This window comes from Nonomuraea sp. NPDC049709 (genome assembly GCF_040674815.1).
Lineage (GTDB): Bacteria > Actinomycetota > Actinomycetes > Streptosporangiales > Streptosporangiaceae > Nonomuraea.
The window spans coordinates 91,066-104,395 of record NZ_JBFANM010000018.1; the positions used below are offsets into that span (position 1 = coordinate 91,066).

Sequence of the window (13,330 nt, forward strand, 5' to 3'; positions counted from 1 at the left end):
GATGACCCAGACGACGCCCGACGCTCCGGTCCGAAGGCAGCGTGCGCAAGTCAAGGTGCGCACCCTGCGAACAGACAGATGGTGGCTGGTCCCGCTCGTGACATTCCTCGGGCTCAGCTCATTCCTGGTCTACGGTGTATGGGCGATCATCGACGGCAGCTATTTCGTCGATCCCTACATCGCCCCCTTCTCATCACCCTGCCTGGCCACGTCGTGCCCCGAGGGGGCCCGACTGTTCGGGTGGGCGCCTGTCGGCGACTGGTACACCCTGTCGCCGGGGCTGCTGATCCTCGGCCTGCCCGGCGGATTCCGGCTGACCTGCTACTACTACCGCAAGTCCTACTACCGCTCGTTCTGGCTGTCCCCGCCGGCCTGCGCCGTGCAGGAGCCGCACGGCAAGTACACCGGTGAGCGGCGCTTCCCGCTGATCATCCAGAACGTCCACCGGTACTTCTTCTACGCGGCCATCGTGATCGGCCTCATCCTGGCCTACGACGCCGTCCTGGCGCTCATCCACAAGCCGCTGGGCCTGGGCACCTGGATCCTGATCCTGAACGCCGTGCTGATCAACGCCTACACGCTGTCGTGCCACTCCTGCAGGCACATCACGGCGGGCCGGCTCAACCACTTCTCCCGTCACCCGCTGCGGTACCGGGCCTGGACGTTCGTGTCCAAGCTCAACGCCAAGCACCAACCCCTCGCGTGGGCCTCGATGTTCTCGGTCATGGGCGCCGACCTGTACGTCCGCCTGGTGGCCAAGGGCATCATCGCCTTCCCGTACGCGTAAGGACAGCTTTCAGTGGAAAACACGCACAACACAGAGCGCCACGAGTACGACGTCGTCGTCATCGGCGCGGGCGGCGCCGGCCTGCGGGCCGCGATCGAGGCCCGTCAGCAGGGCAAGAGGACGGCGATCGTCTGCAAGTCGCTCTTCGGCAAGGCGCACACGGTCATGGCCGAGGGCGGCGCGGCCGCCGCGATGGGCAACGTCAACCCCGACGACAACTGGATGGTGCACTTCCGTGACACCATGCGGGGCGGCAAGTTCCTCAACAACTGGCGGATGGCCGAGCTGCACGCCAAGGAGGCTCCCGACCGGGTGTGGGAGCTGGAGGCGTGGGGCGCGCTGTTCGACCGCACCAAGGACGGCAAGATCAGCCAGCGGAACTTCGGCGGGCACGAGTACCCACGGCTCGCACACGTGGGCGACCGTACCGGGCTGGAGCTCATCCGTACGCTGCAGCAGCGCGTCGTGGCGCTCCAGCAGGAGGACTACGAGACGCACGGCGACTACGAGGCCTACATCAAGGTCTTCGCCGAGTGCACGGTCACGCGGCTGCTCAAGGACGGCGACGCGATCTCCGGGGCGTTCGGCTACTGGCGCGAGTCCGGGAACTTCATCCTCTTCGACGCCCCCGCCGTGGTCCTGGCCACCGGCGGCATCGGCAAGTCGTACGTCGTCACCTCCAACTCCTGGGAGTACACCGGCGACGGCCACGCCCTGGCCCTCCTCGCCGGCGCGAACCTGATCAACATGGAGTTCATCCAGTTCCACCCCACGGGGATGGTCTGGCCGCCGTCCGTGCGCGGCATCCTCGTCACCGAGTCCGTCCGCGGTGACGGCGGCGTGCTGCGCAACTCCGAGGGCAAGCGCTTCATGTTCGACTACATCCCCGAGGTGTTCAAGGACAAGTACGCCACCACGGAGGAAGAGGGCGACCGCTGGTACACCGACCAGGCCAACAACCGGCGCCCGCCGGAGCTGCTGCCGCGTGACGAGGTGGCCCGCGCGATCAACGCCGAGGTGAAGGCCGGTCGCGGCTCGCCCCAGGGCGGCGTCTTCCTCGACGTCTCCACCCGGCTGCCCGCCGAGGAGATCAAGAAGCGGCTGCCGTCGATGCACCACCAGTTCAAGGAGCTGGCCGACGTCGACATCACCGCCGAGCCCATGCAGGTGGGCCCGACCTGCCACTACATCATGGGCGGCGTCGAGGTGGACGCCGACAGCGGCGCGGCGGCGGTGCCCGGGCTGTTCGCGGCCGGCGAGGTGTCCGGCGGCATGCACGGCTCGAACCGGCTGGGCGGCAACTCGCTGTCCGACCTGCTCGTGTTCGGGCGCCGGGCGGGCGCCGGCGCGGCGGCGTACGTGGACGGCCTGCCCGCCAGGCCGAAGGTGCTGCCGGAGCAGGTGGAATCGGCCCGGGAAGAGGCCCTGGAGCCCCTGGGCCGCAGCGGCGAGAACCCCTACGAGGTCCACCACGAGCTCCAGCGCACGATGAACGACCTGGTCGGCATCATCCGCAAGGCCGAGGAGGTCTCCGAGGCCCTCGGCGTCGTGGAGAAGCTCAAGGAGCGCGTGCGCATGGTCGGGGCGGCCGGCTCGGCCGTCTACAACCCCGGCTGGCACCTCGCGATCGACCTGCGCAACATGGTGCTGGTCTCCGAGTGCGTGGCCCGCGCCGCGCTGCTGCGCGAGGAGAGCCGCGGCGGGCACACCCGCGACGACTTCCCCGGGATGAACCCGGACTGGCGCCGCAAGCTGCTCGTCTGCTCCACCGAAGACGGCTCCACCGTCACCGTCGAGGAGAAGGTCCAGCCGTCCATGCGCGGTGACCTGATCACCCTGTTCGACCGGGACGAGCTGAAGAAGTACCTCACCGACGAAGAGATGGCCGAGTTCGACGGGATAGCGAAGTCATGAGCTACAAGGCAAAGTTCAAGGTCTGGCGCGGTGAGGGCGGCGAGGGCGGTCTCGAGGACTTCACCGTGGAGGTGAACGAGGGCGAGGTCGTCCTCGACATCATCCACCGCCTGCAGGCCACCCAGGCGCCCGACCTGGCGGTGCGGTGGAACTGCAAGGCGGGCAAGTGCGGCTCGTGCAGCATGGAGATCAACGGCAAGCCGCGGCTGGGCTGCATGACCCGCATGTCCACCTTCGAGGAGGACGAGACCATCACGGTCACGCCGATGCGGACGTTCCCGGTCATCAAGGACCTCGTCACCGACGTCTCCTACAACTACCAGAAGGCCAGGGAGGTCCCCTCCTTCACGCCGCCGAGCGGTGTGCGGCCCGGCGAATACCGGATGAAGCAGGTCGATGTCGAGCGCTCCCAGGAGTTCCGCAAGTGCATCGAATGCTTCATGTGCAACAACGTCTGCCACGTGATCCGCGACCACGAGGAGAACAAGAGCAACTTCTCCGGTCCCCGCTTCCTCATGCGGATCGCCGAGCTGGACATGCACCCGTACGACGTGGCGGACCGCCAGGAGGCGGCCCAGCAGGAGCACGGGCTCGGCTACTGCAACATCACCAAGTGCTGCACCGAGGTCTGCCCCGAGCACATCAAGATCACTGACAACGCGCTGATCCCGATGAAGGAGCGCGTGGTCGACCGCAAGTACGACCCGCTGGTGTGGCTGGGCAACAAGATCTTCAAGCGCGGCGCCACCAAGTAGGCCGGACACGACGAAGGGCGGGGGGCTGGGAATCCAGCCCCCCGCCCTTCGTCTTTCAGCGCTTCTTCCGGCCGAACCGCTTGCGCTTGGCGTCCGGCATCTCCTTGGTCGGCTCCTGCTCCTGCCCGGCGCTCTCCTGGTCGGGCATCAGGGGCATCTGGGGAGGCAGCGGCTGGACCGCGGTCACGTCCCCGTCGGCCGGCACGTACGGCGGCGGCTCGTAGCCGTCCGGCGGACCCTCGGGCCCATGCTCGTACTCCCTGGAGGCCGCCGGCTCGAACAGCGAGCCCGGCCGCTGCTGCCACGGCTCCGAGTCGCCCGCCTCGGCGGCCGAGGCCGGGCCGAGCGGCTGCTCCACGTCGCCGTCGTACGGGCCGGCGCCGCCCGGCGGGATGTCCGTCGGGGGCTCCGCCGCCGGGATCAGCGGCTCGAACGGGTCGCGCTCGCGGGACCTGGGCGGCTCGCTGTAGGAGTCGAACTCGTCGGGGTGCAGCACCACGGGCTCCTGAGGGGGCTCCGCGGGCGGGTACGGCTCCTGCACGTACCCCTGGGGCGGGTACGGGTGGTTCGGGTCCTGGTAGCCGTACTGGGGCGGGCCGCCCGGGTAGGTCTGCACCGGCACGAAGCTGATGATGGGCGCGTACGCCGTGCCGCCCGGATAGCCGGGAGCCGGGAATGCCGCCGTGGCGTAACCCGGCCCCGCCGGATATCCGCCACCCGGAGGCATGTCCGGCCGGCCCGCGTGCGGGCCCGCCTTCCGCACGGCCGCGGCGTGGGCCATCCGGCGCAGCCGCCCCTCGAAGATGAGGACGGCGAAGAGCGCGAGCAGGACCAGCACCAGCGCGGGGATGCTGAGCTTCTGCGTCAGCGTGCGCTGGTCGAACTCCGGCGCCGCGTTACGCAGCTCCAGCGGCACCTCGTCGGAGGAGGCGGACTCCGTCTGGCTCGGCGGCGGGGAGGTGGTCGTCTCCGGCGCGATGGTCGGCATCTCGACGGACGCCTCGGTCGTGGGCGAGGTGATGGGTGTCGCCGGCGGGACCTCGGCGCTCTGCGTGGGCAGCGGCTGCGGGTTCTGCGTGGGGGTGGTCTGCGGGACGCTCGCGGGGGCCGAGGTGGTCTTCGTCGGGGTCGGCGCCTTCGAGGTCTTGGTCGGAGTCGCGGTGACGGTCTTGGTGACCGTCGTCTCCGGCTGCCCATCCTCCGGTTCGGGCGACGGCGACCCTAACGTGGTGGTGACCGTGATGGTGGTCTGCGGCGTGGTCTCGCACTCCACCTCGACGTCGCAGGGTTCGACGGGCGGGTCGAACGCCACGGAGGCGCTCGCGCTCTGCACGATGAACGGCGTCGCTCCGGCGCCCGCCAGTCCGAGCGCCAGGACGATAGCGGACACGGCTGTCGCTCGCGTGCGTGCCACCGGTGCCCTCCGCGAAGTCCCGGAACCAAGGTCAAGGGAATACTAGCCGGGTAAAAGTAACAGTAAAGACGGAATTACAACACCTTTCTACGGTTACGGCGCCGTTGTACCGTGACAACCAGCCACAGGCTCCCCATCAGCACTCCGATGCTCCCGGCGACCATGGGCAACGCTCTCGGGCCATCGATCGGGCTGACCCATCCGACAGGGTGAACGGGCCTCGCGGACACGGCCACCTCCCACGGAAGCGGCGCCTCCCCACCCGCCGCGCCGGCCTGGAACGAGGCAACCGGTCCCGGCGGCGCGACCACGGGCCCTCCGGGCGCCGGTGTGGGCCCACTCGACGCGACCCCGGTAGCGCTGGGCAGGGCGAGCGGAGCCTGCGTGGCCTGCGGCGCCGCCGTGCTGGCAGCGGCGCTTGGAGTCGCGCCGGCGAGGACCTGCGGCACGACCTCCGGCAGCGTCACCTCTTCAGCGGGAGCCTCAGCCACCGGCTTCCGCTCCTCCGCCTCGCCCCGGTTCTCCGCAGTCTCGGCCCGGCTCTTCCCGCTCTTACCGGCCTCGCCCCGGCCCCGCGCACCCTCAGCCCGGGTCCCCACAGCCTCCGCCGGGCTCTCCGCACCCTCCGCTGAGCTCTCCGCAGCCACCGCTGGACTCTCCGCAGCCACCGCTGGAGTCTTCGCGGCCTCAGCCCGGCTCTTCGTCCGCTCGGCGGGCCGCAGGAGTCGCGCGGGGCCGCTGAACGTCGCCGCGTCCCCCGTGATCGCCTGCCTGACCCGCACGGCGGTGGTCCGGCTCATGGTCGTCGGCCCCTCGCCCCCGGCGCCCCGCATCCTGGCCACCGCCGCGAGCACCACCTCCCGGGCCCCCGCAGGCGCCTTCAGCGTGACGTCCACGGCCCGCTCACCGGCGACCTCCCCGAGCGCGCACACCCGCGCCCCCGGCAGCACCGCCCCGGCCGGAACCGTGCCGGCCGGAACCGTGCCAGTCGGAACCGTGCCAGTCGGAACCGTGCCAGTCGGAGCCGTGCCGGCCGGAGCCGAGCCCTTGGCGGCGGCCAGCGCCCGCACGGCCAGCGCCCCGGCCGCGACGGCACCCGGGCTCGAAGCCCTCGTCACCGCCTCACCCGCGTCGGAAGGCGACGCCACGGCGTCCCTCGCGGGCGCACCGCTCGCCGACGGACTCGGCCCCGCCGACGGCACGCAGGACACCTCCGACAACGCCTCCACCGGATTCGCCGCCACCGCCACCCTGGCGCCGCTGGCCATCCCGTTCAGCCGCACCCGGAACCGCTGCACGTCCCCGGTCCTGACCCACTTCCCCACACCGTCGGCCCCGTTCACCCGCTCAAGGACCAGCGACACCCCGGCCGCCGCCACGGGCACGGACGGCACCGCCACCACGATCAACGTCCCGGCGACGATCCAGCCACGCCGCATCACTCCAACTCCCCCGCCGCGACAAATTACGCCTAGTAACCATTGTGTCACAGAGAGGGATGTCCTAATCCCGTTGGAGCAGATTCTCCACGGTCTTCATGATGGGCAGATCGGCTCCCAGCCACTCGACGTCGTAATAGTCGCCGGGTCCGAGCCAGCGCAGCGCCAGGTGCTCCTTGGCCTGCGGGGTGCCCGAGGCCAGGGAGCAGAGCCAGACGCGCATGACGTACCCCTCGGCCAGCGGCCAGTCCTCGCCCACGCGCTCGCCCACGGCGATCTCCACGCCGAGCTCCTCGCGGCACTCCCGGACCAGCGCCGCCTCCTCGCTCTCCCCGGGATCCACCTTGCCGCCGGGGAACTCCCAGCCGCCCGCCAGCGCGGCGGGCTGGGCGCGCTGGGCGGCGAGCACCCGGCCACCAGGGGCGACGATCACCGCGGCCACGACCACGACCGGATTCATTGAGCTCATAGGGAAGGATTCTGCAGCTTCTTGAGCTGTTCGAGCACGTCGGGGTTCTGCAGGGGACGGGTGAAGCCCACGCGGTTGGTACGCGCCTGGTAGCTCGTGACCTTGATGGGCCCGCACAGCCGGCACCGCGCTTCCAGCATCTTGCCCTTCGAGACCACCAGCCCCACGTGGCCGGGGTTGTTCGCGGAGGTGCCCGGGCCGGAGTTGAAGAACACCAGGTCACCCGGCTGCTCCTGGCCCGCTAACACCTTCACCCCGAACGGCCACTGCCCGAACGTCGTACGCGGGATCGACAGCCCCGCCGCCCGGTAGGCCGCGAAGATGACCCCCGAGCAGTCGAACGAGTCGGGCCCCGTGCCACCCCACAGGTACGGCTTGCCACGCTGCGCCAGCGCGAACTCCAGGATCTTGGCCACGACGTCGTTGGGGGCCGCCTCGACCAGCGGCTCGTCACAATCCTCCGACGCCTGCGGGGGCACCTTCACGGCGCCGGACTTGGCGTATTTCCTGGCGATCTCCTCGACCTGGTCGACGTACCACCAGGCCCGGTTGTAGACGAACAGCGCCTGCCGCACGTTCTCGGGGGCGCCGTTGCGCTTGAGCATCCTGGCGGCGCCCAGGATGGCGTCGGCCGGGTTGTAGACGTCGCCCACGCCGTCGCCGTCACCGTCGGAGGCGTACCCGTTGTACGTGGACGACATGGGGATCCTGGCCTTGCCGCCCCACGTGGAGATCAGGAACTGCATCGGCCCGGCCGCGCCCGCGTAGTTGGTGCCGCTCTTGACGCCCGGCAGGTCGGACCGGCCGTGGTCGGTCTCGCGCTTGCCCACGGCGGCCAGGATGTTCCACTGGACGCCGATCTTCTTGCCGTGCTCCTTGTACAGGTCGAGGTATTCGGCGGGGATGTCGGACGCGGCGGAGTCGGAGGCCTCCTCCACCTGGGCCGTGTCCTCGCAGTCGACGGTGGTGCCGCCGTTGCTCAGGAAGGACGGCATGGACATCAGCAACAGCGGTGACACGATGACCGCCACCAGGAGCAACATCCCGGCGAGGCCGATCACCAGGGCTAGGCGCGCTCGTGAGAGTTTCACCCGAGGGGGTCTCCCTCCTGGCCTTCGGTGGACGGCCTGATGTCGTAGATCCGCCAGTCGGACACGACCTGGCTGACGGTGACCGCGTACTCCTCGGTGACCTGCTTGTTGCCGCTCCTGGCGGTGACCTGCCTGGTCCCGGCGATCAGGAAGACGACGGAGGACTTCTCGATCTGCCTGATCTCCTTCAGCCTGGCCGTGGCCGTGGAGACGATCTGGTCGTTGCGGTTCTGCTCGACGGTGCCCGCCGAGGTCATCGTCCTGGTCAGCTCGTTGCCGAGCTCGGGGGTCGCGTACACCTTCAGCCGGCCCGCGTACGCCGCGGGGTCCTCGTCGTAGCGGAAGGTGCCGTACGCGGCGGTGAACCGTTCGGCCAGGTCCGCCGCCGCGGCGAGCTGCTCCTTCTGCATCGGCAGGTAGGAGTAGACGTCGAACGGCGCCGCGCTCGCGGTCGCCAGCGGCGTGCTCGACGCGATGGCGGAGGCGGTGGTCCGGACCGCCTGCGGCTCCGGCTCGGCCTGGTCGGACGAGTCCGGCCACATGGTCAGGTAGATGCCGACCGCGGCGATGACCACGACGATGGCGGCGAAGGCCACCCCCCGCCTGTCACCTGGCTGCGCCATGTATCAGTCCTTGTCCGGGTTGTTCGGCTTGAGCCAGAAGGGCACCGAAGGGCTGTCGCCTCCGGAGCCGCCGCCGTTGCCGCTGCTGCGCAGCCAGAGCGGCGGCGCCTCCGAGGTGCGGGAGGACGGCTCGTCGGAGCTGAAGATCCGGGGGCCGGACGAGGCGCCGCCACCGGACCGGGACCCGCCGCCGCCCGAGCGGGACGAGCCGCCGAACAGGCCGCCGCCGGAGCCACGCGAGCCGTTCGACCCCCTGGAGCCACCGGATCCGCCCGATCCGCCGCCGAACAGCCCGCCGCCCGAGCCGCGCGAGCGCGTCCCGCCGGTACGCGAGCCGCCGCCGGAGCCGCCGAAGCGCGAGCCGCGCGAACCGTTGGAGGCCGGGGTGCGCGAGCCACCGCCCGAGCCGCCCCCCGAGCCGCCACGCCGGGCCCAGCCGCCACCGGACGCGCCGCCGAACCAGCCACCGCCCGAGCCACCGGAACCGCCCCCGCCGGACGCGCCCGACGCGCCGGAAGCGGCGCCCGAGCCGCCGGTCCTGGGGCCTCCCGCCGCGGCACCCCTGGTGCGGGTGGGCGCGCCCAGGTTGAGCGGGGGCGCGGTGCCCCTGCGCGGTTCGAGCGGAGCCCGGCCAGCCGCCTTGCCGCCCTGCTGGTCGGTGTCGAGGGGCGCGGCCGTGGCCGGGAGCCGGGCACCGGAGGCGGCGCCCTCGCCCTCCTCGCCGCGCACGCGTACCTGCCCGCTCGCCGCCGCCGTGGCCGCCGCTCCCGCCGGATTGGCCGCGCCGGCCGCCCTGATGAGCGGCTCGGCCTTGCGCAGGCCCCAGCGGCCGATCCGGGCCGAGGCGACCGGCGGCAGCGCGCCCGCCGACCGCTCCAGCACCGACGAGCTCGCGGCCTCGCCGAGCATCCGCGTGGTGACCGTGTGGCCGCTCATCGAGGCGAACAGGTGCTGGAACGGGCGCCGGTAGAAGAACACCGCGATCGTCAGCAGGGCCATGAACAGCACCTGCATGCCCCATGGCATGGCCGTGGAGATGATGAGCGCGTACCCGTACACCAGGACGCTCAGCACGATCGTCAGCACGGCCTGTCTCAGCAGCGTGCCGATGAGCATCTCCACCCAGCGCATGGCGACGATCCGCCCGCTGCCCGGATGCACGCCGATCAGCAGGAAGATCGGCCCGAGGATGAGCAGCAGCAGGAAGCCCACCTTCAGCACCAGCAGCGACACCGCCACCAGGAAGATGAGCGTCCCGGCCACCAGCGCGGCGATGAACGCGCCGACGGCCACGCCGAGCCGGTTGGACCAGTCTCTGCCGGAGAAGGTGGCGTAGCGGGGGTCGTTCCTGAGCTTGTCGGCCAGCGCGGCGTACTCGGACTGGCGGGCCCCCACGTCGGGAGCCGGCTGCCCGGCCACGACCTGTGGCACCGACTGCCACTCCAGCACCTTGCGGCCCCAGTCGCGGACGATGGGCTGCGCGGGGTCGGCGGTGCCGAACTGGCCCACCAGCCACGGCTTGCAGACCAGCGTGGACCACAGGGCGTCGGCGTTCTGGTCGACCCCCGGCGTGCCGGTCTGGCCGTAGCCGCCCGCCTTGACCTGCGGGTTTGCCTCGCCGGGCGGCGGCAGGCAGGAGGCTCCGCCGGCGCCGGGCAGGCCGGAGAAGGCCGAGTTGACGACCTCGCCGGTCTTGTCGGTGATGACCTTGCCCAGGCCGGTGAAGTCGCCGGGACGGCTGAAGAACCAGACCGCCACGGTGACCGCCAGGACCATCCAGATAACGCCCTCGGCGGTCGTGGTGGCCCGCTTGCGGATCAGCCCGTACCAGGCCAGCCAGATCGCGCCCAGGATGACGATGGGGCGGAGGTAGGGCCAGTACATGGCGTTGGACAGGTTCGTGATGATGTCGTCGACGACGTCCTTGATGGACTGGAGCGGTCCTTCCGTCGCCGCCGCCTGGTACGTGGTGATCGTCAGCCGGTCGACCGCCTTGGCCGCGGTGAAGATGCCGTTGGCCCACATGTTGCCGAGCACGGCCACGTAGTCGGAGCAGGTCAGCTCGTGCGTGTGCCAGAACTGGCCGCTCATGCCGAACTGGCCGTAGTTGGTGGCCGGTGCCTGCGGGGCGGCCGCCGTGGCCGGTGCCTGGATGAGGCCGTCGACGCCACTGCCGACCATCTCGGGCGACAGCGGGCCTGACAGATCACAGGGGGCCGCGGCGACCGGCGTGGACACCGCTCCCAGCATGAGCGGCACCACCAGGACGCCGGTGACGAGCGCGAGAACCAGCGCGAGTCGTCGGGATAGCCGGATCTTCATGACCGTACCTCCTGCGCTCTGCCCACGCCCCCTTGAAGATCATCATGCCCGGCGCCGTCGGGTTTGTCGTGTGTCGGGTTCGTGTCGAGCCAGCGGAGAAGTTCCTCGGAGACCAGGTCTACTCCGATCCGGCCCGCCCTGCCATCCAGATCGCGGAATACGCATTCGCCGTTGCCCAGCGAGCGCAGCACGGCCTTGTGCTCTTCCGACGGCTCCACCCCGAGCAGGGACATGACGTGGTCCACTTCCACCCGTTCCGTGGACCTGAACGCGAAGACGGACGACAGGCAGTTGGTCACCTGCTCGTTCAGCAGGTCTCCCGCGTTCTGCGACACCAGCACGAGAGCGGTGTTGCGGGAGCGGCCCATCCGGCTGACCTCCGGCACCAGCTTGGCGCCCTCGGGCGTGGAGGTGATCGCCCACGCCTCGTCCAGGAAGATCGCCTTGGGGGCGCGCCGGTCGAGGCCGTTCATCAGCCTGCGCGCGAACTGGGACACCAGGTAGAGCAGCGCCACCGACAGCCGCTGCTCGTAGGAGTAATCCTCCCTGGTCGTGGCCACGTCGGGCAGCGTCAGGCCGCCCAGCGTGAACACCGTCGTCCAGCCCTCGCTGTCGATCTGGTCGCCGCCGGAGGGGTCGAAGCAGAGCCGGGCCAGGCGCATCTCCGACATCGAGCGCAGCACCGCGCCCAGGTTCTTCGACGCGGGGTCCTCGGACTGCTCCAGGAAGTCCACGACCTTGCCGAGCGAGGGGTCCTCGCCGTTCGACACGGCCGCCACCGCCTGGATCATCGCCGACTCGCGCTCCTCCGACATGCGGGGCAGCAGCAGCCGGAGCGTCTCGGTGGCCATGGTCTTCTTGGCCGCGATGTCGTCGCCGAACGAGAACGGGTCCAGCAGCCCCGGAGCGGCCGAGCCGAGCGGGATGACCCGCGCCCGGCGCCCCCGCTTCTCCAGCAGCTGCACCAGCGACTCCGCGTCGCCCTTCGGGTCGATCACCGCGACGGTCACGCCGCGCAGCGCCATCTGGTAGATCATCAGCAGCGCGAGCGTGGTCTTGCCGCCGCCCGGCTCGCCGGTGATCGCGATGGCGGTCGGCCGGTTGCGGGTGGCCGCCACCAGCGGGTCGAAGTGCACGATGCTGCGGGCCCTGCCGACGGTCTCGCCGATGTACGGGCCGAGCCAGCCCTCGCTGCCGTCCCCCAGCCGGTCGCCGAGGTCGACGGTGGCCGTGGCCATGCCGCCGGCGATCGTCCGCAGGGGCTGGCGCTGGGCGTAGGCGTTGACGCGTACCTTCTCGCCCGGGAGCGCCTCGCAGAACAGCGAGAACTGGTCGCCGGTCGAGTTGACCACGTCGATGCCCATGTCGCGGTAGTGCTCGACCACGGCCTCAACCCGCTGCACGCAGATCTCCTCGGTCGGGGCCGACACGATCAGGCGGTGCCAGCCGTACACGAAGGGCAGCCGCTCCTTCGTGATGCCGTGCTCCAGCATCCGGGCCGCGTCGATCTGCTCGGCCAGCGCCAGCGGCGCCTCCGCCCCGGCCTCGCGGATGTGGTGATCCATGTCGCGGGCGTGCGCCAGCTTGCGCGCCACGTCCTTCGACGCCTTGACCGGCGGGATCAGCCGCATGCGCGAGGAGACCTCCACCGGGAACGGCAGCTGGTCCGCGAAGTGCAGCCACGGCTCGCCGTCGGGGAACGGCATCAGGTCGGGGAATCGCGCGAACGACAGGTGGGCCACGTACGAGTCGCCCTGCGGCTGCACGATCCGCAACAACGACCTGCCGTTGTGGATCTCACCCTCGACCAGCGACTCGATCTCTCCCCTGCCCCAGCGCCGCCTCGGGCTCGCCGACCTCGGCGGGTCGCCGAGCGCGCCCGCGGCCGAGTGCTGGAACAACCACGCCACCTCGACGGAGGTGGCGTGACGGGCGTAGAGAGCGCTCGATGCGAGCGCTCGCCCGAGGCGTTCGGCCTGCTCGGTCCATCGCCCGATCTCGCTGTCGGGTACGTGGTCGTCCTCCATCCCCAGCGCCTTCTCGGTCTTCTGGTAGAAGCCGAAGAGCTGGGAGAGCACGCCGCTGCCGAGCTGCTTGCCACGCGGGCCGAGCCGCACGCCGAGGTAGACCTCCTTGGACCAGAAGTCCTTGGCCCAGACGTGCCGGTACATCTCCTCCAGGTAGTCGCGCCAGCCAGGCCCCTCGTCGGACGTGGCGTTCAGCGCCATCGCCCACTCCGCCGCGGGGTACGTGCGGTGCGCGACCCTCAGGTGGACCTCGGCGTCGGGCATCCTGATCGCGGCCAGCGCGATCGTGATGTTGGTGGCCAGTGCCTCGCGCTCCTCGGGCGTGACGAACTCGTAGCTGACCGTCGGGAGCCGGAAATACGCCCATGCGCAGGTGTCTGTGAGCAGGATGCGGTCGTCGAAGTAGCGGACCGCGAGGCGCTGGCGCGCTCGAGACGCCCTGCTCATGCCGCCCCCTCGGCGCATGAACGGGCCAGACCTGCTCGCTTG

At 70.8% G+C, this 13,330-nt stretch carries 10 protein-coding genes; 3 read left to right on the forward strand and 7 right to left on the reverse strand.

Features of this window, described 5'->3' with window-relative positions; translation table 11 throughout:
• Position 1: 1 nt before the first annotated feature.
• From AB0J69_RS19885 to AB0J69_RS19895, 3 genes are read left to right on the forward strand one after another with little or no spacing between them, the layout of a single operon-like run.
• Positions 2-787 (forward strand): hypothetical protein, encoded by a 786-nt coding sequence (locus AB0J69_RS19885; protein ID WP_364118847.1) that lies wholly within the window; start codon positions 2-4, stop codon positions 785-787.
• Between the two features lie 12 nt (positions 788-799).
• Complete coding sequence (locus tag AB0J69_RS19890; protein ID WP_364118850.1) at positions 800-2,701, forward strand: fumarate reductase/succinate dehydrogenase flavoprotein subunit; 1,902 nt, start codon at positions 800-802, stop codon at positions 2,699-2,701.
• Positions 2,698-3,456 carry a succinate dehydrogenase/fumarate reductase iron-sulfur subunit gene (locus AB0J69_RS19895; protein WP_364118853.1) on the forward strand — a complete coding sequence of 253 codons (759 nt, stop codon included), beginning with the start codon at positions 2,698-2,700 and terminating at the stop codon, positions 3,454-3,456. Before AB0J69_RS19890 ends, AB0J69_RS19895 begins: the two co-directional genes overlap by 4 nt.
• A 55-nt stretch (positions 3,457-3,511) precedes the next feature.
• Here AB0J69_RS19895 and AB0J69_RS19900 read toward each other — a convergent pair whose 3' ends face one another.
• From AB0J69_RS19900 to AB0J69_RS19930, 7 genes are all read right to left on the reverse strand, one after another.
• A complete protein-coding gene (locus tag AB0J69_RS19900) occupies positions 3,512-4,846 on the reverse strand; it encodes a hypothetical protein (RefSeq protein ID WP_364118856.1) in 1,335 nt (444 codons plus the stop codon).
• 98 nt (positions 4,847-4,944) lie between these two features.
• Positions 4,945-6,309, reverse strand: a complete 1,365-nt coding sequence (locus tag AB0J69_RS19905) for a hypothetical protein (protein ID WP_364118859.1) — start codon at positions 6,307-6,309, stop codon at positions 4,945-4,947.
• Positions 6,310-6,373: 64 nt separating this feature from the next.
• The gene (locus tag AB0J69_RS19910; protein ID WP_364119075.1) at positions 6,374-6,769 is read right to left on the reverse strand and encodes a (deoxy)nucleoside triphosphate pyrophosphohydrolase; all 396 of its coding nucleotides are present in this window, start codon (positions 6,767-6,769) and stop codon (positions 6,374-6,376) included.
• Positions 6,770-6,774: 5 nt separating this feature from the next.
• Positions 6,775-7,869, reverse strand: coding sequence for an NlpC/P60 family protein (locus AB0J69_RS19915; RefSeq protein ID WP_364118862.1), 1,095 nt, complete (start codon positions 7,867-7,869; stop codon positions 6,775-6,777).
• Positions 7,866-8,492 carry a hypothetical protein gene (locus tag AB0J69_RS19920; RefSeq protein WP_364118865.1) on the reverse strand — a complete coding sequence of 209 codons (627 nt, stop codon included), beginning with the start codon at positions 8,490-8,492 and terminating at the stop codon, positions 7,866-7,868. The genes AB0J69_RS19915 and AB0J69_RS19920 overlap by 4 nt, the downstream gene beginning before the upstream one ends.
• A gap of 3 nt (positions 8,493-8,495) precedes the next feature.
• Positions 8,496-10,814 (reverse strand): type IV secretion system protein, encoded by a 2,319-nt coding sequence (locus AB0J69_RS19925; protein WP_364118868.1) that lies wholly within the window; start codon positions 10,812-10,814, stop codon positions 8,496-8,498.
• A complete protein-coding gene (locus AB0J69_RS19930; protein WP_364118871.1) occupies positions 10,811-13,288 on the reverse strand; it encodes an ATP-binding protein in 2,478 nt (825 codons plus the stop codon). The genes AB0J69_RS19925 and AB0J69_RS19930 overlap by 4 nt, the downstream gene beginning before the upstream one ends.
• Positions 13,289-13,330 lie beyond the last annotated feature (42 nt).